We start from the raw sequence: 26687 nt of genomic DNA, 5'->3' as shown, positions 1-26687 counted from the left end.
ACTGCGCCAGCCTTTCAATTCAAATCAGTCGCGCACCGGGCCTGGAGCCAGGACTTCACGCGAACCGTTGGTATTCATGGACGTCACGACCCCGGCCATTTCCATGGCCTCGATCATGCGCGCGGCGCGGTTGTAGCCGATTTTCAGCTTGCGCTGAACCGCGGAGATGGAAGCGCGACGACTTTCCAGAACGAACTGTACCGCTTCGTCGTAGAGCGCATCGGATTCGCTGTCTTCGTCGCCGCCACTGCCGCCGCCGTCAAAGCCGCTACCGGCCTCTTCGACACCGGCGAGGATGTCGTCGTTGTATTCCGGCGCGCCACGCAGTTTCCAGGCTTCAACCACCCGGTGTACCTCATCGTCGGAAACGAACGCACCGTGGACCCGGATTGGCAGGCTGGTGCCCGGCGGCATGTAGAGCATGTCACCGTGACCCAACAGTTGTTCGGCGCCACCCTGATCGATGATGGTCCGCGAATCGATCTTGCTCGATACCTGGAACGCCATACGCGTTGGAATGTTGGCCTTGATCAGACCGGTGATCACGTCAACCGATGGACGCTGGGTCGCGAGGATCAAGTGGATACCAGCAGCACGGGCCTTCTGGGCGATACGGGCGATCAGCTCTTCAACTTTCTTGCCGACGATCATCATCATGTCGGCGAATTCGTCCACCACCACGACGATGGTCGGTAGCTTGACCAGCAGCGGCGCTTCGTCGTGAATGCTTTCGCGTTTGTACAAAGGATCGGTCAACGGCGTGCCGGCGTCCTGAGCTTCCTTGACCTTGGCATTGAAGCCCGACAGGTTTCGCACGCCCATCTTCGCCATCAGTTTGTAGCGCCGTTCCATCTCGGCGACGCTCCAGCGCAAGGCGTTGGCCGCGTCCTTCATGTCCGTCACTACCGGGCAGAGCAAATGCGGGATGCCTTCGTAGATCGACAGCTCAAGCATTTTCGGGTCGATCATGATCAGCTTGGCGTCTTCCGGGCCAGACTTGAACAGGATCGACAGGATCATCGCGTTCACACCCACCGACTTACCGGAACCGGTGGTACCGGCAACGAGCAAGTGAGGCATTTTTGCCAGGTCGGTGATGACCGGTTTACCGCCGATATCGTGGCCCAGGGCCAGAGTGACCGGGGACTTGAAATTATCGTACTCAGGTGTCGACAGCACTTCGGAGAAGCGCACGATCTGCCGGTCTTCGTTGGGAATCTCGATACCCACAGTGGTCTTGCCGGGAATCACCTCCACCACCCGCACACTGGTCACCGCCAGCGAACGCGCCAGATCCTTGGCCAGGTTGGAAATACGGCTGACCTTGACCCCGGCGGCCGGTTGAATCTCGTAACGGGTAATCACCGGGCCCGGATGGATCGAGTCGACCGAGACTTCGACGCCGAATTCCTTGAGTTTGATTTCCAGCAAGTGACCGACCGCAGCCAGCGACTCAGGGGAATAGTTGAGTTGTTTCTTTTCCGCCGGGTCGAGAATCGAAATCGGCGGCAAGGTGCCTTCGACCGCACTGTCGACGAACAGCGGCGCCTGCTTCTCTTTTTCCACGCGTTTGCTGGGCGGCGGCGCTTTGGGCGGTGCTGGAGCAATCACCGGCGGAACCTGTTTCTCGCGATCGGACATGTGCTTGCTCAAGGCCTGCTCACGTTCGATCAAACGCTCCTTGACCTTGGCCTGTTCACGCTTGTCGATCACGGTCGGGGCCACGACTTCGTTGATCCGGTTGTCGACTTCACGCAATTGCGCAACCAGTTGCTTGCGCTCATTACGCGCCGCCCACCAGCGATTGGCCGCGCCCTGGAACAGTTCGAACAGGTCGAGGGTGATCTTGCCGGTGACATCCATGACCTTGAACCACGAGAGGTCGGTGAACACCGTCAGGCCGAACAGAAACAGCGCGATGAACATCAGGGTACTGCCCTGGATGTTGAGCGCGTTCTTCGCCAGATCGCCGAGGCTTTCACCCAGCGCACCACCCGCGCCCGCCGGCAAGCCGGTCGCTGCATGAAAGTGGATATGCGCCAGGGCCGCGCCCGACAGCACCAGAAACACCAGACCGATCAGGCGCCAGGAGAACAACCAGCCGCTCCAGTCCCAGGGTTCGTGGCGATGACGGAAAATCTGATAAGTCTTGATCGCTAACAGCAACGGAAAAATATAAGCGAAATAGCCCAGCACCATGAACAGAATATCGGCGCTGTAGGAGCCCGCAGGACCGCCGAAGTTCTGCACGTCTTCAATCTTGCTGTTATGACTCCAGCCCGGATCGTCCTTGCCATAAGTCAACAATGCCATCATCAGGAACAGGCATAAGGCTCCGATGGCAATCAGTGCACCTTCCTTCAACCGGTAGTGCAGTTGCTGACGCCAGAGCGGAACTACTGTCTTGGGTGTAGCGGTGGATTTCTTCAAAACGCGTCTTTTCCTGCGCCTGTAGCGCGTCCAACTGTTGATTGACTACACAAAACTGCTCACTCCGAGCAGGTAATAAAGTTAATTAGCACAACTGGAGCTACTTTTAACACTCTGGTCCTGCATTCCAAAACCCGACAACCTATGGATAAATGCCGGCATTGTACGGGTTTGTCCGCCCGATGCCACGCCAGCGGCTTCGGTGTAGCATAGCTATACGCGGTTCAATTTGAGCATGCATTCTCTTTTGTGACAAAGGCTTATGAGGTGTTTTTATGAGCGAAGCGAAGCATTCACGCCTGATTATCCTCGGTTCCGGTCCTGCCGGTTACAGCGCCGCCGTTTATGCCGCCCGCGCCAACCTCAAACCCACTGTCATAACGGGCCTGCAGGCCGGTGGCCAACTGACCACCACCGTCGAAGTCGACAACTGGCCCGGCGACGTCGAAGGCCTGACCGGACCCGTACTGATGGAGCGCATGCAAAAACACGCCGAACGCTTCGACACACAGATCGTTTACGACCACATCCACACCGCCAAGTTGCAACAGCGCCCGTTCGAGCTCACCGGCGACAGCGGCACCTACACCTGCGACGCCTTGATTATTGCCACCGGCGCCTCGGCGCAATACCTTGGGCTGCCATCGGAAGATGCATTTGCCGGCAAAGGGGTTTCCGCCTGCGCTACTTGCGACGGTTTCTTCTACCGCAATCAGGTGGTCGCGGTGATCGGCGGCGGCAACACGGCAGTTGAAGAAGCCCTGTACCTGTCGAACATCGCCAAGGAAGTCCACCTGATTCACCGGCGCGACAAACTGCGTTCCGAGAAGATTCTTCAGGACAAATTGTTTGAAAAAGCCGCCAACGGCAATATCCGCCTGCACTGGAATCAAAATCTGGACGAAGTGCTGGGTGATGCCAGCGGCGTGACCGGCGCCCGCCTGCGGGATAGCCACACCGGCGAAACCTGGGAGTTGCCGCTGGCTGGCGTATTCATCGCCATCGGCCACAAGCCCAACACCGACCTGTTCGAAGGCCAGCTTGAGATGCGTAATGGCTATCTGCTAGTCAAAGGCGGCAGCGAAGGCGATGCTACCGCCACCGAAATCGAAGGCGTGTTTGCCGCCGGCGATGTCGCCGATCACGTTTACCGCCAGGCGGTGACTTCCGCCGGGGCTGGCTGCATGGCTGCGCTGGACGCCGAGAAATACCTCGACGACATTCCCACCGCCTGACAACTCACTTCACGGCGGGCCCACCAGCCCGTCATCGCCCTCCCCTTCTGCAAGCCTGAATGCCATGCTGACCTGGTTACAACGCAACACCTTGACTTTTCCGCCGCTGGAAAAAGCCATGCGCGACCCCAACGGCCTGCTCGCGGCTGGCGGCGATCTGTCCGCCGATCGCCTGGTCCAGGCCTATCGCCATGGCTGCTTTCCATGGTTCTCGGAAGGCCAGCCGATTCTCTGGTGGTCGCCCGATCCGCGCACCGTGTTGTTTCCCGATGAACTGCATGTCTCGCGCAGCCTGAACAAGCTGCTGCGCCAGCAACGCTATGAGGTGACCTTCGACCGCGATTTCGCCGCGGTGATTGGCGCCTGCGCCGCTCCGCGCGAGTATGCCGACGGTACCTGGATCACCGAGGCCATGCAGGACGCCTACCTGCAATTGCATAAGCGCGGGCATGCGCATTCGGTCGAGGTCTGGGATCAAGGTGAGCTGGTCGGCGGGCTCTACGGCCTGGCGATGGGCCAACTGTTTTTCGGCGAGTCGATGTTCAGTCGCGCCGACAACGCTTCGAAGTTCGGTTTCGCGACCCTGGTCAAACACCTCAAGCAATGGGGCTTCGTGCTGATCGATTGCCAGATGCCTACCGACCATCTGCACAGCCTCGGCGCCCGGGCCATACCGCGCAGCAGTTTTGCCGCCTACCTGCGCCAGCATCTCGATCTACCCAATACTGCCACCTGGGTTTCCTAGGCGATTTTTTCCAGCCTGGCTTACACTTAATCCAAAGCATACCCCGAGGGTTGATCATGACCGAGTTGGCGCGCCTGAAGTTCTATGCCACTCAGCCCCACTCTTGCAGCTATCTGCCCGAAGAGCAGGCCACCACGCTGTTCCTCGACCCTAGTCAGCCCATGGATGTGCACGTCTACGCGGATCTGTCGGAAATGGGCTTTCGCCGAAGCGGCGACCACCTTTACCGGCCGCATTGCCAGAATTGCAATGCCTGTGTTCCGGCGCGTATTCCTGTGGCGCAGTTTTCACCCAATCGCCAGCAGAAACGCATTCTCAAGCGCAATGCCGATCTGCAGGTCCACCCGGCAAGGCCCGGCTTCAGCGAAGAGTATTTCGATCTATACAAACGCTACATCGAGCAGCGCCACGCTGATGGCGACATGTATCCACCGAGTCGCGATCAGTTTTCGACATTCCTGGTCCGCGACCTGCCGTTTTCCAGATTCTATGAGTTTCGTCTCGAGGGACAACTGCTGGCGGTCGCTGTCACCGATCTGTTGCCCAATGGCCTGTCGGCGGTCTACACCTTCTACGAACCGGAAGAAGAGCGCCGCAGCCTGGGCCGGTTCGCGATTCTCTGGCAAATTGGCGAGGCCCGGCGACGGGATCTGGACGCGGTTTACCTCGGTTACTGGATCAAAAACTGCAAAAAGATGAGCTACAAGACCCAATATCGGCCCATTGAGCTACTGATTAACCAACGATGGGTCACCTTGAGCTAGAAGCCCTTGGCTTAAACCCTATTTTTCGGGCACAATGCACGCCGCTTTTGCCTGGCGCAGTTGCACCGGGCCATTCATTGGATACCGAGGGCTTTACTGCATGTCGAAAGAAGACAGCTTCGAAATGGAAGGCACTGTCGTCGACACCCTGCCCAACACCATGTTTCGTGTGGAGTTGGAAAATGGGCACGTCGTAACCGCGCATATCTCCGGCAAGATGCGCAAGAACTACATTCGTATTCTTACCGGTGACAAAGTGCGCGTCGAGCTGACGCCCTATGACTTGAGCAAAGGGCGCATCACTTACCGCGCTCGATAAACAAGTCAATACAAAACGCCCGGCTTATGCCGGGCGTTTTTGTTTGGCCGCGATTTGATAATGGTCCATCCGTGAAATTGCGTCGACATGCAATCCGGGAGTGACCTCGTACGGCAGACAGCAGAAAGGCGCCTGAAGGCGCCTTTCGCTTTACAGCAACACTACATCAAGCCATCTCAGCCGTGGTCTCGAACTCGAAGGTCAACTCGCCGTCCTTGAGGTCGATGTGTACCACACCGCCATGTTCGGCCAGTTCGCCAAAGAGAATCTCCTCGGCCAGCGGACGCTTGATCTTGTCCTGGATCAAGCGAGCCATTGGTCGCGCGCCCATCAGCACATCGTAACCACCCTCCGCCAACCAGCCGCGCGCGGAATCGGTGACTTCGAGCAGAACACGCTTGTCTTCCAGCTGCGCCTGAAGTTCGGTAAGGAACTTGTCCACCACGCTCTTGATGACCTCATGGCTGAGGCGACCAAACTGGATAATGGTGTCCAGACGGTTACGGAATTCCGGCGTGAAGCTCTTCTTGATCGCTTCCATGGCATCGGACGAGTGATCCTGATACGTGAAGCCGATCGAGGCCCGCGCTGCGGTTTCGGCACCGGCGTTGGTCGTCATGATGACGATCACGTTACGGAAGTCCGCCTTGCGCCCGTTGTTATCGGTCAGCGTACCGTGGTCCATCACCTGCAACAGCAGGTTGAAGACTTCCGGATGCGCCTTCTCGATCTCATCGAGCAACAGCACGCAGTGAGGCTGCTTGGTGATCGCCTCGGTCAGCAAACCGCCCTGATCGAAGCCCACGTAGCCTGGAGGTGCACCAATCAAGCGGGAAACGGTGTGCCGCTCCATGTACTCGGACATGTCGAAGCGAACCAGTTCGATCCCCAGCGCCTTGGCCAACTGCCGCGCGGCTTCGGTCTTGCCGACACCCGTAGGGCCGGCGAAGAGGAACGAACCCACAGGCTTGTCAGGCGACTTGAGGCCGGCACGGGAGAGCTTGATCGCGGTCGACAAGGAGTCGATCGCCGCATCCTGGCCAAACACGGTCAGCTTCAGATCACGCTCAAGGTTACGCAGCAGCTCTTTGTCGGAGGTGGTGACGTGTTTTGGCGGAATCCGCGCAATCTTCGCGACGATGTCCTCGACCTGGGCCACGTCGATACGTTTCACGCGTTTTTCGATTGGCTGCAGGCGCTGGTAGGCCCCTGCCTCGTCGATGACGTCGATGGCCTTGTCCGGCATGTGCCGGTCATTGATGTAGCGCGATGCCAGCTCGGCAGCGGCACGCAACGCCTCGTCACTGTATTCGATACCGTGATGCAGCTCGAAGCGCCCCTTGAGCCCCCTGAGGATGCCGATGGTGTCTTCTACCGAAGGCTCGGACACATCGACTTTCTGGAAGCGTCGAGCCAGGGCCCGGTCCTTCTCGAAGATTCCACGGAATTCCTGGAAGGTGGTCGAACCGATGCAACGGATATCACCCGAAGACAGCAGCGGCTTGAGCAGGTTCGAAGCATCCATCACGCCACCGGAAGCAGCACCGGCACCAATGATGGTGTGGATTTCATCGATGAACAGAATGGCCTGCGGGCGTTTTTTCAGCTCATTGAGCAACGCCTTGAAGCGTTTCTCGAAGTCGCCGCGGTATTTGGTGCCGGCCAGCAACGCCCCCAGATCGAGGGAGTAGACCACGCTATTGGCCAACAGATCAGGTACCTGATTGTCGACGATGCGCTTGGCCAGACCTTCGGCGATCGCGGTTTTACCCACGCCCGCCTCACCCACCAGCAGTGGATTGTTTTTGCGCCGGCGCGCCAGGATCTGCGCGACCCGTTCGACTTCCAGCTCACGCCCGACCAGCGGATCTATACGACCCTGGCGTGCGAGTTCGTTGAGGTTGCTGGCATAAGCATCCAGAGGATTGCCTGAAGAAGAAGACTCACCGCCCTCGTCGTCCTGCATATCTTGCTCACCTTCAGAGTGATCGCCATGCCCTGGCACTTTCGAGATGCCATGGGCGATGTAGTTGACGACATCGATGCGCGCAACGCTCTGCTGTTTAAGCAGAAACACTGCCTGACTCTCTTGCTCACTAAAGATTGCGACCAGCACGTTGGCGCCAGTCACTTCGCGTTTGCCCGAGCTCTGTACGTGAAAGACAGCACGTTGCAGTACACGCTGGAAGCCCAGGGTTGGCTGGGTTTCACGATCCTCGTCATGCAGAGGAATCAATGGCGTGGTGGAGTCGATAAACTCCTGCAGGTCATGCTTGAGTTTTTCGAGGTTTGCGCCGCAGGCACGCAAAACGGTAGCGGCTGCCTCATTATCCAAAAGAGCCAACAGGAGGTGCTCGACGGTCATGAATTCATGACGTTTCGAGCGGGCCTCCTTGAAGGCGAGATTGAGGGTGACTTCGAGCTCGCGGTTTAACATAGCTTCACCTCATACCCAAGTGGTCGGCGTTAACCGTCCTTCTCGATTTCACAGAGTAGCGGATGCTGGCTTTCCCTGGCGTACTGGTTGACCTGCATGGCCTTGGTCTCGGCGATGTCGCGGGTAAACACTCCACATACTGCCCGTCCTTCTGTATGAACGGCCAGCATTACCTTGGTCGCCAACTCTCGATTCAGGTTGAAAAACACCTCGAGCACTTCGACGACGAAATCCATCGGTGTGTAGTCATCGTTGAACAAAACCACCTTGTACATTGGTGGCGCCTGCAACGCGGGCTTAGCCTCCTGTACAGCCAAGCCAGCGGAATCGTCGTCGTGTAAATCCGGGCGATCCTGATTGAATGTTAGTCGAATCTGGCTGATTGCATGCATGGAAAGAAAGGTTCGTCAGTTGTGCAAATACATTGGTGGGGGCGGCTATGGTCGATTTCAACTCCGACTGCCCGGTCACCTTGACTATCGGCAAAACGGTGTTACAACCAATAGAGCCCACAGTGGGTAATAAAGGTCCGCACAGTCAACCAGATTTCCTGGTTCGCGTGTAGATGAACTGGATGATACTCCAGTGATGGAGTCTGTTGCAGAGGGATATGAGCATGGCGAGTGGCAAGGTCAAGTGGTTCAACAATGCCAAAGGGTATGGATTCATCAACGAAGACGGCAAGGACGAAGACCTGTTCGCCCATTACTCGGCCATCGAGATGGAGGGTTACAAAACCCTGAAAGCCGGTCAACCCGTGAGCTTTGAGATCATCCAGGGCCCCAAGGGCCTGCATGCCATCAAAATCAACTCGGTCAAAGTCCAGACTGCCGACACCACCACGCCTGCTACCCAAGTGACCGTATCAAGCTAGACCAAACATCCAGTCATAAAAAAACCGGCCGACTCGAATATTCGAGCCGGCCGGTTTTTGCTTAGCGCGGATCAGCTCACATGTGAGCGATCAGAGCATCGCCGAACGCGGAAGAAGACAGCAATGTAGCGCCGTCCATCAGACGTTCGAAGTCATAGGTCACGGTCTTGGCCGAGATCGCGCCGTTGGTGCCCTTGATGATCAGGTCGGCCGCTTCGGTCCAGCCCATGTGACGCAGCATCATTTCAGCGGACAGAATCAACGAACCCGGGTTCACCTGGTCTTTGCCAGCGTACTTTGGAGCCGTACCGTGAGTGGCTTCGAACATGGCGATGGTGTCGGACAGGTTGGCACCTGGCGCGATACCGATACCACCCACTTCGGCCGCCAGTGCGTCGGAGAGGTAGTCGCCGTTGAGGTTCAGGGTCGCGATCACATCGTATTCAGCCGGGCGCAGCAGGATCTGCTGGAGCATGGCGTCGGCGATGGCATCCTTGACGATGACGTTCTTGCCGGTTTTAGGGTTCTTGAACTGCATCCACGGGCCGCCGTCGAGCAAGGTAGCGCCGAACTCTTCGGCAGCCACTTCGTAGGCCCACTCCTTGAAGGCACCTTCGGTGAACTTCATGATGTTGCCTTTGTGCACGATGGTCAGCGAGTCGCGGTCGTTATCGACCACGTACTGCAGGGCCTTGCGCGCCAGACGCTTGGTGCCTTGCAGGGAAACCGGCTTGACGCCGATGCCGCAGTTCTCGTCGAAACGGATCTTGGTCACGCCCATTTCGTCTTTCAGGAACTTGATGATCTTGGTCGCTTCCGGCGAACCGGCTTTCCACTCGATACCGGCATAAATGTCTTCCGAGTTTTCACGGAAGATGGTCATGTCGACATCGCCTGGCTTCTTGACCGGACTAGGCACGCCTTCGAACCAGCGCACCGGGCGCAGGCAAACGTAGAGATCGAGCTGCTGACGCAGGGCAACGTTCAGGGAACGGATGCCGCCGCCGACTGGAGTGGTCAGCGGGCCCTTGATGGAAACGACGTAGTCCTTGACCGCGTCCAGGGTTTCCTGAGGCAGCCAGGTGTCCTGGTCGTAAACCTGAGTGGCCTTCTCGCCGGCGTAGACTTCCATCCAGGAGATTTTTCGCTCGCCGCCGTAAGCTTTCTTCACAGCAGCATCGACAACCTTGATCATGACCGGGCTGATGTCGACGCCAATACCATCACCTTCGATGAAAGGGATGATCGGGTTGTTAGGAACATTGAGAGAATGGTCTGCGTTGACGGTGATTTTGTCGCCGACTGCTGGAACCTGAATCTTCTTGTATCCCATGCTGAACTCCGTTGTGTGGATTGAACATCTGGCTGCGCAGGAGCGTAACCCAGTTGAATCTGGACGGGAACCTTATGTTCCATAGATCTAGCGCCGAACCTGCACTCCCCGCGGCCTACAAGCCTGAAAGCAAAGGGAAAACCGACAAAATCCAGCACCAGGCCGACAAGTCTACGGCGGGCCCCGATCGAGGTCCTTTAGACCAAAGGACGAACTTCTATGCATTTCAACCATCGTCCTAATACTAAAGACCTATGTATAATGGCCCGGTGACCAGCGAGTCACCCCGGCCGACCTGTCTGAAATCAGACTTTCAAGCCTGGAAAGGCTGAGTTGTTACCGCGACCCAGTCATCTGACGCTCGACTGATGCACCCAACATCACCGCGAAGAAACCTCGACTTTCGGCTCATGGATGACTTTGAACGAAAGCGCATACCCCGCGCACCCCGAGTTTTCGAGCACGCCTAGCAAAGAAGAGAGTTAATCCGAATATGCCCACCCGTTCGAAGATCATCTATACCTTCACCGACGAAGCCCCCGCCCTCGCCACCTACTCGCTGCTGCCCATCATCGAAGCCTTCACGGCCCCCGCTGATATCGCCGTGGAAACCCGCGACATCTCTCTTGCAGGCCGTATTCTTGCCAGCTTCCCGGAGCTGCTGAGCGCTGGCGACGCGCCGGACCACCTCGCCGAACTCGGCGACCTGGCCATCACCCCGCAAGCCAACATCATCAAGCTGCCCAACATCAGTGCATCGGTGCCACAGCTCAAGGACGCGATCAAAGAGCTCCAGGCCAAGGGCTTCGAGCTGCCGGACTACCCGGAAGCGCCGACCAGCGAGATCGAGAAAGACATTCGCTCGCGTTACGACAAAATCAAGGGCAGCGCCGTGAACCCGGTTCTGCGCGAAGGCAACTCTGACCGCCGCGCCCCGCTGTCGGTCAAGAACTACGCCCGCAAGCATCCGCATAAAATGGGCGCCTGGAGCGCAGACTCCAAGTCCCACGTAGCACACATGAACAGCGGCGACTTCTACGGCAGCGAAAAAGCCGCCCTGATCGATGCCAAAGACAGCGTTAAAATCGAACTGATCGCTCGGGATGGCAGCACCACTGTCCTGAAAGAAAAAACCGCCGTGCAAGCCGGCGAGATCATCGATTGCGCAGTCATGAGCAAAAACGCCCTGCGCAGCTTTATCGCAGCGCAAATCGAAGACGCGCGCCAGCAAGGCGTGCTGCTGTCGGTTCACCTCAAAGCGACCATGATGAAGGTCTCCGACCCGATCATGTTCGGCCAGATCGTTGCCGAGTTCTACCAGGACGCCCTGAGCAAGCACGCTGACGTGCTGAACCAGATCGGCTTCAACCTGAACAACGGCATCGGCGACCTGTACGCCCGCATCAAGGCGTTGCCGGCTGAACAGCAAGCACAGATCGAAGCCGACATCCAGGCGGTGTACGCCGTTCGTCCGTCCCTGGCGATGGTCAACTCCGACAAAGGCATCACCAACCTGCACGTGCCGAGCGACGTCATCGTCGACGCCTCGATGCCGGCAATGATCCGCGACTCCGGCAAGATGTGGGGCACCGACGGCCAGTTGCATGACACCAAGGCGGTGATCCCGGATCGCTGCTACGCGACCATCTACCAGGCGGTTATCGAAGACTGCAAGAAACACGGCGCCTTCGATCCGACCACCATGGGCAGCGTGCCAAACGTTGGCCTGATGGCGAAAAAAGCCGAAGAGTACGGCTCCCACGACAAAACCTTCCAGATCAAGACTGATGGCGTCGTGCGGATCAGCGATGCCGCTGGCCGCCTGCTGCTGGACCAGACCGTGGAAGCCGGCGACATCTTCCGCATGTGCCAGACCAAGGACGCGCCGATCCAGGATTGGGTCAAACTGGCCGTCAACCGCGCTCGCGCCAGCGACACCCCGGCCATCTTCTGGCTGGACCCGATGCGCGCCCATGACGGCGTAGTGATCGAGAAAGTTCAGGCCTACCTGAAGGATCACGACACCGCAGGCCTGGACATCCGCATCATGTCGCCGGTCGACGCCATGGCCTTCACGCTGACGCGCATCCGCGAAGGCAAGGACACCATTTCGGTCACCGGCAACGTATTGCGCGACTACCTGACCGACCTGTTCCCGATCATGGAACTGGGCACCAGCGCCAAGATGCTGTCGATCGTTCCGCTGATGAACGGCGGCGGGCTGTTCGAAACCGGCGCCGGCGGCTCGGCACCGAAACACGTCCAGCAACTGCTCGAAGAGAACTTCCTGCGCTGGGACTCGCTGGGTGAGTTCCTCGCCCTGGCAGCGTCCCTCGAGCACCTTGGCAGCACCTATGCCAACTCCAAGGCCCAGGTACTGGCCAAGACCCTCGATCAGGCCACTGGCCAGTTCCTGGACAACAACAAGTCGCCTGCGCGCAAGGTCGGCAGCATCGACAACCGTGGCAGCCACTTCTACCTGGCGCTGTACTGGGCCCAGGCCCTGGCCGCCCAGACTGAAGATGCCACCCTGCAGGCGCAATTCGGCCAGCTGGCGAAAACCCTGACCGAGAACGAAGCGACCATCGTCGCCGAGCTCAATGCCGTTCAGGGCAAGCCCGTGGAAATCGGTGGTTACTACCACGCCACGCCGGCACTGCTCAGCAAAGCCATGCGCCCAAGCGAAACCTTCAACGCAGCGATCGCTGCGCTGGTTTCCGATAGCCTGGCTGCCTGATAGCATCCAGCAGTAACACCAGAAACCCCGGCCCCGTGCCGGGGTTTCTGTTTTCGGCGCGCCACCCGATAATTCGCCATTACTCTTTGAGCGGAACACACCATGACCTGGCAACCTCACATCACCGTCGCGACTATCGTCGAAGATAACGGCCGTTTCCTGATGGTCGAGGAACTCGCCGGCGGACGAGCGGTACTCAATCAGCCCGCCGGGCATCTGGATCCCGACGAAAGCCTGATCGATGCCGCCATCCGCGAAACCCTCGAGGAAACCGGCTGGGACATCGAGTTGACCGGCGTGATTGGCATTTACCTGTACACCGCCCCGAGCAACGGCGTGACCTACCAGCGCGTCTGTTTTTCCGGCAAACCCCTGCGCCACCACCCCGATTATCAGCTGGATGACGGCATTCTTGGCCCGCGCTGGTTGACTCGTGACGAGCTGTTGGAGCAACGTTGCAACTGGCGCAGCGAACTGATCATCCAGTGCATTGACGATTATCTGAGCGGCAAGATGCACAGTCTCGAACTGATCCGCCCTTCTCTTTAGCCTTGCAGGCTCCGGCCTGCTAGAATCGCGTCCTTTTTCAAGACACTCATCGAATCCCTATGCGTGATCCAGCCCCTTCTGATACACAAAAGAAGCGCGTCATTGTCGGCATGTCCGGCGGCGTGGACTCTTCCGTTTCCGCTCTCCTGCTGATCGAACAGGGTTATGAGGTGGAAGGCCTGTTCATGAAGAACTGGGAAGAAGACGATGGAACGGAGTACTGCACCGCCATGGACGACCTGGCGGACGCGCAGGCCGTGTGCGACAAGATCGGTATCAAGCTGCACACCGCCAACTTCGCCGCCGAGTACTGGGACAACGTGTTCGAACACTTCCTGGCCGAATACAAGGCCGGACGCACACCGAACCCGGACATCCTCTGCAACCGTGAAATCAAGTTCAAGGCGTTCCTCGACTACGCCATGATGCTCGGCGCCGACCTGATTGCCACTGGCCACTATGTGCGCCGCCGCGACATCGATGGCCGCACCGAACTGCTCAAGGGCCTGGACCCGAACAAGGACCAGAGCTATTTCCTGCACGCCGTCGGCGGTGAGCAGATCGCCAAGACCCTGTTCCCGGTCGGCGAGCTGGAAAAACCTGCCGTTCGCGCGATCGCCGAAAAACACCAACTGGCCACCGCAAAGAAAAAGGATTCCACCGGAATCTGCTTTATCGGCGAGCGCCGCTTCAGCGACTTCCTCAAGCAATACCTGCCGGCTCAGCCAGGCGAGATCAAGACCACCGAAGGTGAAGTGATCGGCCGTCACCACGGCCTGATGTACCACACCATCGGTCAGCGCCAGGGTCTGGGTATCGGCGGCCTGAAAGACGCCGGTGAAGAACCGTGGTACGTGTTGATCAAGGACCTGGAACACAACGAGTTGATCGTTGGCCAGGGCAATGACCACCCGTGGCTGTTCTCCCGCGCCCTGCTCGCCTCGGACATCTACTGGGTCAACCCGGTCGACCTGAGCGCACCCCGCCGGCTCACGGCGAAAGTCCGCTATCGCCAGAGCGACCAGCCCTGCACCCTGGAAAAGACCGCCAGCGGTTATCGTGCGACCTTCGACGATCCGCAGCGCGCAGTCACTCCAGGCCAGTCGGTGGTGTTCTACGACGGCGAAATCTGTCTCGGTGGCGGCGTCATTGAAATAGCCGAGCCCTGGAGCAGCAAGGACCAGCGCTCATGAACCCGACTCAGGAGCAACTGATCGCCCTGGGCGGTGTGTTTCTCGCCGCAGTATTGGTCGACAAGATTGCCAAGACCGGCCAGGTCACCGAAGCCGGCCTTGGCTGCATGCTTGGCAGCCTGCTGATTCGCGATCCGAAAGACACCCTGGAAGTCTACGGTGGCGACGATCTCAATCTGCGCGAAGGTTATCGCGCACTGGTCGGCGCCCTGGAGCGCGACCCGAACACCCTTCAACGCGAACCGCTGCGTTACGCGCTGTCGATGCTCGGACTGGAGCGGCAACTGGCCAAGCGCGACGACCTGCTGGAAACCATCGGCAAGCGCCTGCCGCAAATCCAGTCCCAGGTCGAACACTTCGGCCCGGCCCACGAAAACGTAGTGGCGGCCTGTGGCGCGCTGTACCAGGACACCTTGAGCACCCTGCGCCAGCGCATCCAGGTACACGGTGACATGCGCAACCTGCAACAGCCGAACAATGCTTCGAAGATCCGTGCGCTGCTGCTGGCCGGCATCCGCTCGGCACGGCTGTGGCGCCAACTGGGCGGCCATCGCTGGCAGCTGGTGGTCAGCCGCCGCAAACTGCTCAAAGAGCTTTACCCGCTGATGCGTAGCAGCTGAATCGCGCCCGCAACAGCATTTGTAGCCTGTACGCGTAAGACGCTGGTCAGTTGGCAACGGACCCGCGGTTTTTTTCATGTATGATACGCGCCCCATTTCGTTGCCCGACTGTCCGAGAACACCCCATGCAGCTCTCTTCGCTCACTGCGGTTTCCCCTGTTGACGGCCGCTACGCCGGCAGAACCCAGGCCCTGCGCCCGATTTTCAGCGAATACGGTCTGATCCGTGCCCGCGTCCTGGTTGAAGTGCGCTGGCTCCAGCGCCTGGCCGCCCACCCGGCCATCAGCGAAGTTCCGGCGTTCTCCGCCGAAGCCAACGCGGTATTGAACACCCTGGCGGAAAACTTCTCTCTGGAGCACGCCGAGCGCGTCAAAGAGATCGAGCGCACCACCAACCACGACGTCAAAGCCATCGAGTACCTGCTCAAAGAGCAGGCGGCCAAGCTGCCTGAGCTGGCCAAGGTCAGCGAATTCATCCACTTTGCCTGCACCAGCGAGGACATCAACAACCTGTCCCACGCCCTGATGCTGCGCGAAGGCCGTGATGACGTAATGCTGCCACTGATGCGCCAGACCGCTGAAGCCATTCGCGAACTGGCTGTGCGTTTTGCCGACGTGCCAATGCTGTCACGCACCCACGGTCAACCGGCCTCGCCGACCACCCTGGGCAAAGAGCTGGCCAACGTGGTCTACCGTCTCGAGCGCCAGATCGCCCAGGTCGCTGCCGTTCCGCTGCTGGGCAAGATCAACGGCGCAGTCGGCAACTACAACGCACACCTCTCGGCCTATCCTGAAATCGATTGGGAAGAGAACGCTCGCGCCTTCATCGAAGACGAGCTGGGCCTGGGCTTCAACCCCTACACCACGCAAATCGAGCCTCACGACTACATCGCCGAGCTGTTCGATGCCATGGCGCGCTTCAACACCATCCTGATCGACTTCGATCGCGATATCTGGGGCTACATCTCCCTGGGCTATTTCAAACAGCGCACCATCGCTGGCGAAATCGGCTCCTCGACCATGCCGCACAAGGTCAACCCGATCGACTTCGAAAACTCCGAAGGCAACCTGGGTATCGCCAACGCTTTGTTCCAGCACCTGGCGAGCAAGCTGCCGATCTCGCGCTGGCAGCGTGACCTGACCGACTCCACCGTTCTGCGCAACCTCGGCGTCGGCTTTGCTCACAGCGTTATCGCTTACGAAGCAAGTCTCAAGGGAATCAGCAAGTTAGAGCTCAATGCTCAGAAAATTGCTGCGGACCTGGATGCGTGCTGGGAAGTGCTGGCCGAACCGATCCAGACGGTCATGCGTCGCTATAACATCGAAAACCCGTACGAAAAACTCAAAGAGTTGACCCGCGGCAAGGGCATCAGCCCTGAAGCGTTGCAAACTTTCATCGACGGTCTGGAAATGCCCGCCGAAGCAAAAGCCGAGCTGAAAAAGCTCACCCCGGCCAATTACATCGGTAACGCCGTGGCGCAAGCCAAACGCATCTGACCGATCGCTACAGATTTAAACGCCCGGCCGCGCCGGGCGTTTTTATTCCCGTCTGAAAAGTGCTTTTTTTCAATAGGTTACACATGAATCCTGATATTCCTCTTCAACTTCTGGGCGGTATCACTGCACGGGAATTCCTGCGCGACTACTGGCAGAAAAAACCCCTGCTGATCCGCCAGGCGATTCCTGACTTCGAAAGCCCGATCGACGCCGACGAACTGGCCGGCCTGGCACTCGAAGAAGAAGTCGAATCGCGCCTGGTCATCGAGCACGGCGAGCGCCCGTGGGAATTGCGTCGCGGCCCGTTCGCCGAAGACGAATTCAGCAAGTTGCCGGAACGCGAGTGGACCCTGCTGGTGCAAGCTGTCGACCAGTTCGTGCCGGAAGTCGGCGAACTGCTGGAGCACTTCCGCTTCCTGCCGAGCTGGCGCATCGACGATGTGATGATCAGCTTCGCCGCGCCGGGTGGCAGCGTCGGCCCGCACTTCGACAACTACGACGTGTTCCTGCTGCAAGGCCACGGCAAGCGCAACTGGAAAATCGGCCAGATGTGCGACTCCGAGAGCCCGCTGCTGCAACATGCCGACTTGCGCATTCTTGCCGACTTCGAAGAAACCGCCGAATGGGTGCTGGAACCGGGCGATATGCTCTACCTGCCGCCACGCCTGGCCCACTGTGGTGTCGCGATCGACGACTGCATGACCTACTCGGTAGGCTTCCGCGCCCCGAGCGCTGCCGAAGTACTGACCCACTTCACCGACTTCCTCAGCCAGTTCCTGCCTGATGAAGAGCGCTACACCGATGCCGACGCGCAGCCTGTCAGCGATCCGCACCAGATCCAGCACGACGCGCTCGACCGCTTGAAAGGCCTGCTGGCCGAGCACATGAGCGACGAACGCCTGCTGCTGACCTGGTTTGGCCAGTTCATGACCGAACCACGCTACCCGGAACTGGTGGTCGGCCCGGAACTGGAAGAAGAAGACTTGCTGAGCAGCCTTGAGCAAGGCGCTGTGCTGATTCGCAACCCGAGCGCCCGCCTGGCCTGGTCGGAAGTCGATGACGACCTGCTGCTGTTCGCCAGCGGCCAGAGTCGCCTGCTGCCGGGCAAGCTGCGCGATCTGCTGAAGATGATCTGTGCCGCCGATGCACTGCACAGCGACAACCTCGGTCCATGGCTTGCGGATGAAGATGGGCGCAACCTGCTCTGTGAACTGGTCAAGCAAGGAAGCCTGGGGTTTGCCGATGAATAAGATTCACGTACGTGTCGCAGACTGGCAAAAGGATAACGCCGAGATTCGGCGCATTCGTGAGTCGGTGTTCATTGCCGAGCAGTCCGTTCCGCCAGAGCTCGAATGGGATGCCGACGACCTGAACGCCGTGCACTTCCTGGCCTTCGAGGGCGACTTCCCGATTGGCACCGCACGCCTGCTGCCTGACGGTCATATCGGCCGCGTGTCGGTCCTCAAGGACTGGCGCGGACTGAAGGTCGGCGTTGCACTGATGCAGGCCGTGATTGGCGAAACCGAGAAACGCGGACTGAAGCAATTGAGCCTCAGTGCGCAGGTCCAGGCGACGGCTTTCTACGAGCGCATGGGCTTTACCATCGTCAGCGGCGAATTCCTCGAAGCCGGGATTCCCCATGTGGACATGGTGCGCGGGACCGCTTGAGACCCTGTGGCGAGGGGGCTTGCTCCCTCGCCACAAAGGACACCACAAAACGCCCTGCCATCCCCAATGGCGGGGCGTTTTGCTATGGTGGGGATGGGTTGCAAGCAAGATCAAAAGATCGCAGCCTGCGGCAGCTCCTACGTTTAATTGCGGAGATAAACGGACATGTCCCTACGCACCCTGCTCACCACGCTGCTGCTGAGTTGCAGTTTCTCAGTGGTCGCCGCCACCGAGATCGTGCCGCTTAACTACCGCACCAGCGCCGATCTCCTGCCTGTAGCGCAGAACTTCGTCGGCAAGGACGGCAAGGTCAGCGCCTACGGCAATCAACTGATCGTCAACGCCGAACCGGAGAAAATCACCGAACTGCGAGCCTTTCTCGATCAATTGGACACCGCCCCCAAGCGCCTGCTGATCACCGTCGACACCAACGAAAACAACACCCAGGACCAACAGGGTTACTCGGTCAATGGCGGCGCCAACTCCCAGCCCCGCATCATCAGCCGCAGCACGGCCAGCCGTGACGGTGGCATTCAGCAGATTCAGGCCAGCGAAGGCGCACCGGCACTGATCCAGGTTGGCCAGAGCGTGCCGCTGACCAGCACCCTGATCGACCCCTACGGCCGCCTGCAAAACCAGACCCAGTACCGCAACGTCACCCAGGGGTTCTACGTCACCGCCAGCATCACCGGCGACATCGTCCATCTCGATATCAGCACCAATCGTGACCGAATGAGCCAGGAACATCCCGATGTAGTGAACGTGCAAAGCACCGACAGCACCATCAGTGGCCGGCTTGGCGAGTGGATCACCCTGGCCGGGGTCAATCGCCAGACTCAGGCCGACAAACAGGCTCTGGCCCGCAGCTATGCGACACAAGGCCGGGATGACATGATCTTGCGCGTGAAAGTGGAAACGCTGGACTAAAGCACCAAAAACTGACTGATTAGTCGTATTAGACCAAAGATGTAGTGGCTCAAAAAAAGCACTACAAAACATTTGACGGGTTAGAAAACCGAAGGCATGATGGCCCCGCTCCCGCTAATCAGGGGCCCTGGCAAGGGCCTTCGGATCGCCGCTCTGACTTACCCACCTGAGCCGATTCGTGTCTGTACCGCCCACAAGGCAGTTTGACGAGGTTGCGACTGGAACGAAGTTGTCCCGAGGGACGGAAGCGTAATTAGGTAGTTCGGCTACACACTGTTTGATCACATGAAGGCCCACGATGCCTGAATGTGCCCGGCAGTTCGCCCTTACCTGCTCACTTCCATTCTCGAGCCCATCGTTCACCCGTCGCGTTCCCCGCCAAGCCTGACTTGACCTAAGCTTCTGGTCAGCGAGCACCCTTTACGCAACTTTCAAACCTGCGTATCTGGCAGCAAGAATTTTCCAACCAAGAACGACTTTTTCATACAAGACGCGACGAGGTTTATCTCCATGGCACTGACACGCGAACAGCAAATTGCAGCCCTCGAAAAAGATTGGGCTGAAAACCCACGCTGGAAAGGCGTGACTCGCGCTTACTCCGCTGCTGACGTCGTCCGCCTGCGTGGCTCGGTTCAACCTGAGCACACCTTGGCACGTATGGGCGCCGAGAAACTCTGGAACCTGGTCACCCAAGGCGCCAAACCGTCCTTCCGTCCTGAGAAAGATTTCGTCAACTGCATGGGCGCCCTGACTGGCGGCCAGGCTGTACAGCAAGTCAAAGCCGGTATCCAGGCAATCTACCTGTCGGGCTGGCAAGTGGCTGCAGACAACAACTCTGCAGAATCGATGTACCCGGACCAGTCGCTGTACCCGGTCGACTCCGTACCGACCGTGGTCAAGCGCATCAACAACTCGTTCCGTCGTGCTGACCAGATCCAGTGGAAAGCTGGCAAGAACCCGGGCGACGAAGGCTACATCGACTACTTCGCGCCAATCGTGGCTGACGCCGAAGCCGGTTTCGGCGGCGTACTGAACGCTTACGAGCTGATGAAAAGCATGATCGAAGCAGGCGCCGCCGGCGTTCACTTCGAAGACCAACTGGCTTCCGTGAAAAAATGCGGCCACATGGGCGGCAAGGTACTGGTTCCTACCCAGGAAGCTGTACAGAAGCTGACCGCTGCCCGTCTGGCGGCTGACGTTGCCGGTACCCCGACCATCATCCTGGCCCGTACCGACGCCAACGCAGCTGACTTGCTGACTTCCGATTGCGACCCGTACGACCAGCCGTTCGTCACTGGCGAACGTACCCAGGAAGGCTTCTATAAAGTGCGCGCCGGCCTCGACCAGGCTATCGCTCGCGGCCTGGCCTACGCTCCGTACGCCGACCTGATCTGGTGCGAAACCGCCAAGCCGGATCTGGACGAAGCCCGTCGCTTCGCCGAAGCGATCAAAAAGGAATACCCGGACCAACTGCTGTCGTACAACTGCTCGCCTTCCTTCAACTGGAAGAAAAACCTGGACGACGCGACCATCGCCAAGTTCCAGCGCGAACTGTCCGCCATGGGCTACAAGCACCAGTTCATCACCCTGGCCGGCATTCACAACATGTGGCACAGCATGTTCAACCTGGCGCACGACTACGCCCGCAACGACATGACTGCCTACGTGAAACTGCAAGAGCAAGAGTTCGCTGATGCTGCCAAGGGTTACACCTTCGTGGCTCACCAGCAGGAAGTTGGCACCGGCTACTTCGACGACATGACCACCGTGATTCAAGGTGGCTCGTCTTCGGTTACCGCGCTGACCGGCTCGACCGAAGAAGAACAGTTCCACTGATCGACTTCGCGACCTGAGCAGACGGCCATTGCAGACCGAGTAGAAAGCTAACTGCAATGCCGCATATCTGACGCCCCGACTGGTTCGGGGCGTTTTTTTGTCTGCGATTCACACAGTCCCGTAGCAGCTGGCGAGGTCGGGTAAGCGTCATTACCTGCGGGGAACGCTTCGGATAACTCGCCTTTCGGATTAGACCACTGCACCCAAAGTCGACTTCCCCTCAGCCGCGACCTGTATCAGGCTTACCCTGCACACAAGCGCCCGCGCGCTCACCAGGCCCTCAGTCAGTGTCACAAAAAATTGATCAAAAGCAGTATCGGCCCCTGCAAAAAAGGTTAAAAAGGCTACGCTCAAAACTTGCGATAATGGGTATGTAAGGGCAACTTCCTGGCCGCAACCATGAATAACAGTTTAAAATCCACCACAAATAATATTGATTATCATTTAGCGCGAAAACCGTTCATTACACCACCCACAAAACATAATTAACAAAACCCCGTCTAATGCCCGCAACGCATGGGCTGCGTGGGCCCGGAGGCACGTAATGTCCTTATTCTGCTAAATAATTTCGCTATAGAAAATTTACTTGCACGGTGTTTAGCCATAAAATCAGCTGGATCGATTGCGCTGCGACATATCGTCACTGCTTTATTACTTTTTCAAGCTCAGAGACCCTTGCTCTCTGTTAAGGATTACCAGCATGCCCGAAGCGACAGGACTCATGGCCCATAACTGGGGCTTTGCCATTTTCCTTCTGGGTGTCGGCGGCCTTTGTGCCTTCATGCTCGGCGTCTCCAGCCTGCTCGGCTCCAAAGCCTGGGGCCGCAGTAAAAACGAACCGTTCGAGTCCGGCATGCTACCTACCGGTGGCGCCCGCTTACGGCTCTCAGCCAAATTCTATCTGGTCGCGATGCTTTTCGTGATCTTCGATATCGAAGCCCTTTTTCTCTTTGCCTGGTCTGTGTCCGTCCGCGAAAGCGGCTGGACCGGATTTGTCGAAGCTCTCGTTTTCATAGCAATTCTGTTGGCAGGTCTTGTCTACCTTTGGCGAGTGGGGGCACTTGATTGGGCTCCGGAAGGTCGTCGTAAGCGGCAAGCGAAGCTGAAACAATGAGGCTTTGGCGATGCAATACAATCTCACCAGGATCGACCCCGATGCTCCTAACGAGCAGTATCCGATCGGCGAACGGGACACCGTTTCCGATCCGTTAGAAGATCAAGTCCACAAAAACATCTTCATGGGCAAGCTCGAAGACGTGCTGAACAGTACGGTCAACTGGGGTCGCAAGAACTCCCTGTGGCCGTACAACTTCGGCCTTTCGTGCTGCTACGTGGAAATGACTACCGCCTTCACGGCGCCCCATGACATCGCGCGCTTTGGCGCCGAGGTTATCCGGGCATCACCGCGCCAGGCGGATTTCATGGTTATTGCCGGAACCTGCTTCATCAAGATGGCGCCGATCATTCAGCGTCTCTACGAGCAAATGCTCGAACCGAAATGGGTTATCTCCATGGGTTCGTGCGCCAACTCCGGTGGCATGTACGACATCTACTCCGTCGTTCAAGGGGTGGACAAGTTCCTGCCCGTGGACGTCTACGTGCCTGGCTGCCCGCCCCGCCCTGAAGCATTCCTGCAAGGCTTGATGCTGTTGCAGGAGTCGATTGGCCAGGAGCGTCGCCCACTTTCCTGGGTCGTTGGTGATCAGGGCGTTTACCGCGCCGAGATGCCGTCGCAAAAGGAACAGCGCCGTGAACAGCGTATTCAGGTAACCAACCTGCGCAGCCCCGACGAAGTCTGATCCAGCTCTGTTCTTACAAAGAAACGAGAACCTGGCTTCATTCTTTACGTTGACCGAAAGCGATAAAAAACCATGACTACAGGCAGTGCTCTGTACATCCCGCCTTATAAGGCAGACGACCAAGATGTGGTCGTCGAACTGAACAACCGTTTTGGCCCTGAGGCGTTTACCGCCCAGGCCACCCGCACCGGCATGCCGGTGCTTTGGGTTACCCGTGCCAAACTGATCGAAGTCCTGACCTTCCTGCGCAATCTGCCCAAGCCGTACGTCATGCTCTATGACCTGCATGGCGTGGATGAGCGTCTGCGCGCCAAGCGCAACGGGCTGCCGAGCGGTGCCGACTTCACTGTGTTCTATCACTTGATGTCGATCGAACGTAATAGTGACGTAATGATCAAGGTCGCCTTGTCCGAGAGCGACCTCAGCGTGCCGACCGTCACCTCGATCTGGCCAAACGCCAACTGGTACGAGCGTGAAGTGTGGGACATGTACGGCATCAACTTTGCCGGCCACCCACACCTGACCCGGATCATGATGCCGCCGACCTGGGAAGGTCACCCGCTGCGCAAGGACTACCCGGCCCGCGCCACCGAGTTCGACCCCTTCAGCCTGACCCTGGCCAAGCATCAACTGGAAGAAGAAGCCGCGCGCTTCAAGCCGGAAGACTGGGGCATGAAACGCTCCGGTGCCAACGAGGACTACATGTTCCTCAACCTCGGTCCGAACCACCCTTCGGCTCACGGCGCATTCCGCATCATTTTGCAACTGGACGGCGAAGAGATCGTCGACTGCGTGCCAGACGTCGGCTACCACCACCGTGGTGCCGAGAAAATGGCCGAGCGCCAGTCCTGGCACAGCTTCATCCCGTACACCGACCGGATCGACTACCTCGGCGGGGTGATGAACAACCTGCCGTACGTGCTTGCGGTCGAGAAGCTGGCGGGCATCAAGGTTCCGGACAAGGTCGACACCATCCGCATCATGATGGCCGAGTTCTTCCGGATCACCAGCCACCTGCTGTTCCTGGGTACCTATATCCAGGACGTCGGCGCCATGACCCCGGTGTTCTTCACCTTCACCGATCGCCAGAAGGCCTACACGGTGATCGAAGCCATCACCGGCTTCCGTCTGCACCCGGCCTGGTACCGCATCGGTGGGGTCGCTCACGACCTGCCGCGTGGCTGGGACAAACTGGTCAAGGACTTCGTTGAATGGCTGCCCAAGCGCCTCGACGAATACACCAAGGCGGCCCTGCAGAACAGTATCCTCAAGGGTCGTACCGTCGGCGTCGCCGCCTACAACACCAAAGAGGCCCTGGAATGGGGCATCACCGGTGCCGGCCTGCGTTCCACCGGTTGCGACTTCGACCTGCGCAAAGCTCGCCCCTACTCCGGTTACGAGAACTTCGAGTTCGAAATACCGCTGGCGGCCAATGGCGATGCCTACGACCGCTGCATGGTTCGCGTCGAAGAAATGCGCCAGAGCGTCAAGATCATCGACCAGTGCCTGCGCAACATGCCGGAAGGCCCGTACAAGGCGGATCACCCGCTGACTACGCCGCCACCGAAAGAGCGCACGCTGCAGCACATCGAAACCCTGATCACGCACTTCCTGCAGGTTTCGTGGGGCCCGGTGATGCCGGCCAACGAATCCTTCCAGATGATCGAAGCGACCAAGGGTATCAACAGTTATTACCTGACGAGCGATGGCGGCACCATGAGCTACCGCACCCGGATTCGTACACCAAGCTTCCCGCACCTGCAGCAGATCCCTTCGGTGATCAAAGGCAGCATGGTCGCGGACTTGATCGCGTACCTGGGTAGTATCGATTTCGTTATGGCCGACGTGGACCGCTAAGCATGAATAGCACGCTTATCCAGACAGACCGTTTCGCCTTGAGCGAAACCGAGCGCTCGGCCATCGAGCACGAGCTGCATCACTACGAAGACCCGCGCGCGGCGTCGATCGAAGCCCTGAAGATCGTCCAGAAGGAACGTGGCTGGGTGCCGGATGGCGCGCTCTACGCCATCGGCGAGATCCTCGGCATTCCGGCCAGCGACGTTGAAGGCGTGGCGACGTTCTACAGCCAGATCTTCCGTCAGCCGGTCGGCCGTCACATCATTCGCGTCTGCGACAGCATGGTCTGCTACATCGGCGGCCACGAGTCGGTGGTCAGCGAGCTCCAGAGCAAACTGGGCATCGGCCTGGGTCAAACCACTGCCGACGGCCGTTTCACGCTGCTGCCGGTCTGCTGCCTCGGCAACTGCGACAAGGCGCCGGCGTTGATGATCGACGACGACACTTTCGGTGACGTACAGCCTGCCGGCGTTGCCAAACTGTTGGAGGGCTACGTATGACCCTGACTTCATTCGGCCCTGCCAACCGCATCGCGCGCAATGCAGAAACCCATCCGCTGACCTGGCGCCTGCGTGACGACGGCGAAGCCGTCTGGCTCGACGAGTACCAGTCCAAGAATGGCTACGCTGCTGCGCGCAAGGCTTTCGCTGACATGTCTCAGGACGATATCGTCCAGACCGTCAAGGACTCCGGCCTCAAGGGTCGTGGCGGCGCGGGCTTCCCCACGGGTGTCAAGTGGGGCCTGATGCCAAAAGACGAATCCATCAACATCCGCTACTTGCTGTGCAACGCGGATGAAATGGAGCCCAACACCTGGAAAGACCGCATGCTGATGGAGCAACTGCCCCATCTGCTGATCGAAGGCATGCTGATCAGTGCTCGCGCGTTGAAAACCTACCGTGGCTATATCTTCCTGCGTGGCGAATACACCACCGCCGCCAAGCACCTCACCCGTGCCGTGGAAGAAGCCAAGGCCGCGGGCCTGCTGGGCAAGAACATCCTGGGCAGCGGTTTCGACTTCGAGCTGTTCGTCCACACCGGCGCCGGGCGTTACATCTGCGGTGAAGAAACCGCATTGATCAACTCCCTCGAAGGCCGCCGCGCCAACCCGCGCTCCAAGCCGCCCTTCCCGGCCGCCGTTGGCGTGTGGGGCAAGCCGACCTGCGTGAACAACGTCGAGACCCTGTGCAACGTGCCGGCGATCATTGCCGACGGCGTTGACTGGTACAAATCCCTCGCTCGCGAAGGCAGTGAAGACCACGGCACCAAGCTGATGGGCTTCTCCGGCAAAGTGAAGAACCCTGGCCTCTGGGAACTGCCGTTCGGCGTGACCGGACGCGAGCTGTTCGAAGACTACGCCGGCGGCATGCGCGACGGCTTCAAGCTCAAGTGCTGGCAGCCAGGCGGCGCCGGTACCGGTTTCCTGCTGCCCGAGCACCTGGACGCGCAAATGTACGCCGGCGGCATCGCCAAGGTCGGCACCCGTATGGGTACCGGTCTGGCGATGGCCGTGGACGACAGCGTCAACATGGTCTCGCTGCTGCGCAACATGGAAGAGTTCTTCTCCCGCGAATCCTGCGGCTTCTGCACCCCGTGCCGTGACGGTCTGCCGTGGAGCGTCAAGCTCCTGCGCGCACTGGAGAACGGTGAAGGGCAAGCCGGCGATATCGAGACCCTGCTGGGTCTGGTCGGTTTCCTCGGCCCGGGCAAGACCTTCTGTGCTCACGCACCGGGCGCCGTGGAGCCATTGGGCAGCGCAATCAAATATTTCCGTCCAGAGTTCGAAGCCGGCATTGCACCCACCAGTGCTGTCGTCCCGCCTCTGGCTCGCCCGATCCCGATCCCGGTCGGCGCGTAAACGTATCGAA

At 58.9% G+C, this 26687-nt stretch carries 23 protein-coding genes; 19 read left to right on the top strand and 4 right to left on the bottom strand.

Annotated features, from left to right (window positions below; translation table 11 throughout):
• Nucleotides 1–24 precede the first annotated feature (24 nt).
• A complete protein-coding gene (gene ftsK / locus AC3IUA_RS11125) occupies nt 25–2430 on the bottom strand; it encodes a DNA translocase FtsK (RefSeq protein WP_489360852.1) in 2406 nt (801 codons plus the stop codon).
• Between the two features lie 275 nt (nt 2431–2705).
• Here ftsK and trxB point away from each other — a divergent pair, with 275 nt between their 5' ends.
• The 4 genes from trxB (at nt 2706) to infA (ending at nt 5493) form a co-directional block, all read left to right on the top strand.
• Nucleotides 2706–3665: a thioredoxin-disulfide reductase gene (trxB, locus tag AC3IUA_RS11120; protein WP_489360850.1), complete on the top strand. Its 960-nt coding sequence runs from the start codon at nt 2706–2708 to the stop codon at nt 3663–3665.
• Between the two features lie 64 nt (nt 3666–3729).
• Entirely contained in the window at nt 3730–4410 is a 681-nt protein-coding gene (gene aat, locus AC3IUA_RS11115) for a leucyl/phenylalanyl-tRNA--protein transferase (RefSeq protein WP_489360849.1), read from the top strand.
• 56 nt (nt 4411–4466) lie between these two features.
• A complete protein-coding gene (locus AC3IUA_RS11110) occupies nt 4467–5174 on the top strand; it encodes an arginyltransferase (RefSeq protein ID WP_489360847.1) in 708 nt (235 codons plus the stop codon).
• Between the two features lie 100 nt (nt 5175–5274).
• The gene (gene infA / locus AC3IUA_RS11105; RefSeq protein WP_002553999.1) at nt 5275–5493 is read left to right on the top strand and encodes a translation initiation factor IF-1; all 219 of its coding nucleotides are present in this window, start codon (nt 5275–5277) and stop codon (nt 5491–5493) included.
• Between the two features lie 166 nt (nt 5494–5659).
• Here the strand turns inward: infA and clpA are convergent, their stop codons facing one another.
• Together clpA and clpS are read right to left on the bottom strand one after the other, a co-directional pair.
• Complete coding sequence (gene clpA, locus AC3IUA_RS11100) at nt 5660–7930, bottom strand: ATP-dependent Clp protease ATP-binding subunit ClpA (protein WP_489360845.1); 2271 nt, start codon at nt 7928–7930, stop codon at nt 5660–5662.
• 29 nt (nt 7931–7959) lie between these two features.
• Entirely contained in the window at nt 7960–8322 is a 363-nt protein-coding gene (clpS, locus tag AC3IUA_RS11095) for an ATP-dependent Clp protease adapter ClpS (protein WP_150806949.1), read from the bottom strand.
• Nucleotides 8323–8546: 224 nt separating this feature from the next.
• Here clpS and cspD point away from each other — a divergent pair, with 224 nt between their 5' ends.
• The gene (gene cspD / locus AC3IUA_RS11090) at nt 8547–8804 is read left to right on the top strand and encodes a cold shock domain-containing protein CspD (protein WP_489360843.1); all 258 of its coding nucleotides are present in this window, start codon (nt 8547–8549) and stop codon (nt 8802–8804) included.
• Nucleotides 8805–8880: 76 nt separating this feature from the next.
• Here the strand turns inward: cspD and icd are convergent, their stop codons facing one another.
• Nucleotides 8881–10137: an NADP-dependent isocitrate dehydrogenase gene (gene icd / locus AC3IUA_RS11085; protein WP_489360841.1), complete on the bottom strand. Its 1257-nt coding sequence runs from the start codon at nt 10135–10137 to the stop codon at nt 8881–8883.
• 493 nt (nt 10138–10630) lie between these two features.
• On the opposite strand from icd, the gene AC3IUA_RS11080 reads away from it, so the two are divergent.
• The 14 genes from AC3IUA_RS11080 to nuoF all read left to right on the top strand — a co-directional run bounded on the left by AC3IUA_RS11080 (nt 10631) and on the right by nuoF (nt 26677).
• The gene (locus tag AC3IUA_RS11080) at nt 10631–12874 is read left to right on the top strand and encodes an NADP-dependent isocitrate dehydrogenase (RefSeq protein ID WP_489360839.1); all 2244 of its coding nucleotides are present in this window, start codon (nt 10631–10633) and stop codon (nt 12872–12874) included.
• A 102-nt stretch (nt 12875–12976) separates the two neighbouring features.
• A complete protein-coding gene (locus AC3IUA_RS11075) occupies nt 12977–13423 on the top strand; it encodes an NUDIX hydrolase (RefSeq protein ID WP_489360837.1) in 447 nt (148 codons plus the stop codon).
• Between the two features lie 59 nt (nt 13424–13482).
• Nucleotides 13483–14616, top strand: a complete 1134-nt coding sequence (mnmA, locus tag AC3IUA_RS11070; RefSeq protein WP_489360835.1) for a tRNA 2-thiouridine(34) synthase MnmA — start codon at nt 13483–13485, stop codon at nt 14614–14616.
• On the top strand, nt 14613–15236 hold the full coding sequence (gene hflD / locus AC3IUA_RS11065; RefSeq protein WP_150643428.1) for a high frequency lysogenization protein HflD: 624 nt from the start codon (nt 14613–14615) through the stop codon (nt 15234–15236). The genes mnmA and hflD overlap by 4 nt, the downstream gene beginning before the upstream one ends.
• A 125-nt stretch (nt 15237–15361) precedes the next feature.
• Nucleotides 15362–16732 carry an adenylosuccinate lyase gene (purB, locus tag AC3IUA_RS11060; protein WP_489360834.1) on the top strand — a complete coding sequence of 457 codons (1371 nt, stop codon included), beginning with the start codon at nt 15362–15364 and terminating at the stop codon, nt 16730–16732.
• 83 nt (nt 16733–16815) lie between these two features.
• Complete coding sequence (locus AC3IUA_RS11055) at nt 16816–17982, top strand: ribosomal protein uL16 3-hydroxylase (protein ID WP_489360832.1); 1167 nt, start codon at nt 16816–16818, stop codon at nt 17980–17982.
• Entirely contained in the window at nt 17975–18400 is a 426-nt protein-coding gene (locus tag AC3IUA_RS11050) for a GNAT family N-acetyltransferase (RefSeq protein ID WP_489360830.1), read from the top strand. The genes AC3IUA_RS11055 and AC3IUA_RS11050 overlap by 8 nt, the downstream gene beginning before the upstream one ends.
• Nucleotides 18401–18565: 165 nt before the next feature.
• Nucleotides 18566–19327: a secretin N-terminal domain-containing protein gene (locus tag AC3IUA_RS11045; RefSeq protein WP_489360828.1), complete on the top strand. Its 762-nt coding sequence runs from the start codon at nt 18566–18568 to the stop codon at nt 19325–19327.
• Between the two features lie 510 nt (nt 19328–19837).
• The gene (gene aceA / locus AC3IUA_RS11040) at nt 19838–21163 is read left to right on the top strand and encodes an isocitrate lyase (protein ID WP_090185648.1); all 1326 of its coding nucleotides are present in this window, start codon (nt 19838–19840) and stop codon (nt 21161–21163) included.
• A gap of 700 nt (nt 21164–21863) precedes the next feature.
• Nucleotides 21864–22277, top strand: coding sequence for an NADH-quinone oxidoreductase subunit A (locus AC3IUA_RS11035; protein WP_007929187.1), 414 nt, complete (start codon nt 21864–21866; stop codon nt 22275–22277).
• A gap of 10 nt (nt 22278–22287) precedes the next feature.
• Nucleotides 22288–22962 carry a NuoB/complex I 20 kDa subunit family protein gene (locus AC3IUA_RS11030; RefSeq protein WP_489360825.1) on the top strand — a complete coding sequence of 225 codons (675 nt, stop codon included), beginning with the start codon at nt 22288–22290 and terminating at the stop codon, nt 22960–22962.
• Nucleotides 22963–23034: 72 nt separating this feature from the next.
• On the top strand, nt 23035–24819 hold the full coding sequence (gene nuoC, locus AC3IUA_RS11025) for an NADH-quinone oxidoreductase subunit C/D (protein ID WP_489360823.1): 1785 nt from the start codon (nt 23035–23037) through the stop codon (nt 24817–24819).
• A 2-nt stretch (nt 24820–24821) separates the two neighbouring features.
• Complete coding sequence (gene nuoE, locus AC3IUA_RS11020; protein ID WP_128871311.1) at nt 24822–25319, top strand: NADH-quinone oxidoreductase subunit NuoE; 498 nt, start codon at nt 24822–24824, stop codon at nt 25317–25319.
• Complete coding sequence (nuoF, locus tag AC3IUA_RS11015) at nt 25316–26677, top strand: NADH-quinone oxidoreductase subunit NuoF (RefSeq protein WP_489360821.1); 1362 nt, start codon at nt 25316–25318, stop codon at nt 26675–26677. Before nuoE ends, nuoF begins: the two co-directional genes overlap by 4 nt.
• Nucleotides 26678–26687 lie beyond the last annotated feature (10 nt).

Source organism: Pseudomonas sp. KH_050 (assembly GCF_057838875.1).
The sequence above is the reverse complement of the archived record's forward strand: the minus strand, read 5'-3'. Positions and strand labels throughout refer to the sequence as shown.

What these genes read in the sequence shown, in the direction of transcription:
- cspD (WP_489360843.1), top strand. Translation starts at nt 8,547, where the DNA reads ATGGCGAGTGGCAAGGTCAAGTGGTTCAACAATGCCAAAGGGTATGGA.
- AC3IUA_RS11030 (WP_489360825.1), top strand. Translation starts at nt 22,288, where the DNA reads ATGCAATACAATCTCACCAGGATCGACCCCGATGCTCCTAACGAGCAG.
- AC3IUA_RS11035 (WP_007929187.1), top strand. Translation starts at nt 21,864, where the DNA reads ATGCCCGAAGCGACAGGACTCATGGCCCATAACTGGGGCTTTGCCATT.
- AC3IUA_RS11075 (WP_489360837.1), top strand. Translation starts at nt 12,977, where the DNA reads ATGACCTGGCAACCTCACATCACCGTCGCGACTATCGTCGAAGATAAC.
- AC3IUA_RS11045 (WP_489360828.1), top strand. Translation starts at nt 18,566, where the DNA reads ATGTCCCTACGCACCCTGCTCACCACGCTGCTGCTGAGTTGCAGTTTC.
- purB (WP_489360834.1), top strand. Translation starts at nt 15,362, where the DNA reads ATGCAGCTCTCTTCGCTCACTGCGGTTTCCCCTGTTGACGGCCGCTAC.
- aceA (WP_090185648.1), top strand. Translation starts at nt 19,838, where the DNA reads ATGGCACTGACACGCGAACAGCAAATTGCAGCCCTCGAAAAAGATTGG.
- nuoC (WP_489360823.1), top strand. Translation starts at nt 23,035, where the DNA reads ATGACTACAGGCAGTGCTCTGTACATCCCGCCTTATAAGGCAGACGAC.
- clpA (WP_489360845.1), bottom strand. Translation starts at nt 7,930, where the DNA reads ATGTTAAACCGCGAGCTCGAAGTCACCCTCAATCTCGCCTTCAAGGAG.
- trxB (WP_489360850.1), top strand. Translation starts at nt 2,706, where the DNA reads ATGAGCGAAGCGAAGCATTCACGCCTGATTATCCTCGGTTCCGGTCCT.
- nuoE (WP_128871311.1), top strand. Translation starts at nt 24,822, where the DNA reads ATGAATAGCACGCTTATCCAGACAGACCGTTTCGCCTTGAGCGAAACC.
- AC3IUA_RS11110 (WP_489360847.1), top strand. Translation starts at nt 4,467, where the DNA reads ATGACCGAGTTGGCGCGCCTGAAGTTCTATGCCACTCAGCCCCACTCT.
- AC3IUA_RS11055 (WP_489360832.1), top strand. Translation starts at nt 16,816, where the DNA reads ATGAATCCTGATATTCCTCTTCAACTTCTGGGCGGTATCACTGCACGG.
- mnmA (WP_489360835.1), top strand. Translation starts at nt 13,483, where the DNA reads ATGCGTGATCCAGCCCCTTCTGATACACAAAAGAAGCGCGTCATTGTC.
- hflD (WP_150643428.1), top strand. Translation starts at nt 14,613, where the DNA reads ATGAACCCGACTCAGGAGCAACTGATCGCCCTGGGCGGTGTGTTTCTC.
- clpS (WP_150806949.1), bottom strand. Translation starts at nt 8,322, where the DNA reads ATGCATGCAATCAGCCAGATTCGACTAACATTCAATCAGGATCGCCCG.
- nuoF (WP_489360821.1), top strand. Translation starts at nt 25,316, where the DNA reads ATGACCCTGACTTCATTCGGCCCTGCCAACCGCATCGCGCGCAATGCA.
- icd (WP_489360841.1), bottom strand. Translation starts at nt 10,137, where the DNA reads ATGGGATACAAGAAGATTCAGGTTCCAGCAGTCGGCGACAAAATCACC.
- aat (WP_489360849.1), top strand. Translation starts at nt 3,730, where the DNA reads ATGCTGACCTGGTTACAACGCAACACCTTGACTTTTCCGCCGCTGGAA.
- AC3IUA_RS11080 (WP_489360839.1), top strand. Translation starts at nt 10,631, where the DNA reads ATGCCCACCCGTTCGAAGATCATCTATACCTTCACCGACGAAGCCCCC.
- infA (WP_002553999.1), top strand. Translation starts at nt 5,275, where the DNA reads ATGTCGAAAGAAGACAGCTTCGAAATGGAAGGCACTGTCGTCGACACC.
- AC3IUA_RS11050 (WP_489360830.1), top strand. Translation starts at nt 17,975, where the DNA reads ATGAATAAGATTCACGTACGTGTCGCAGACTGGCAAAAGGATAACGCC.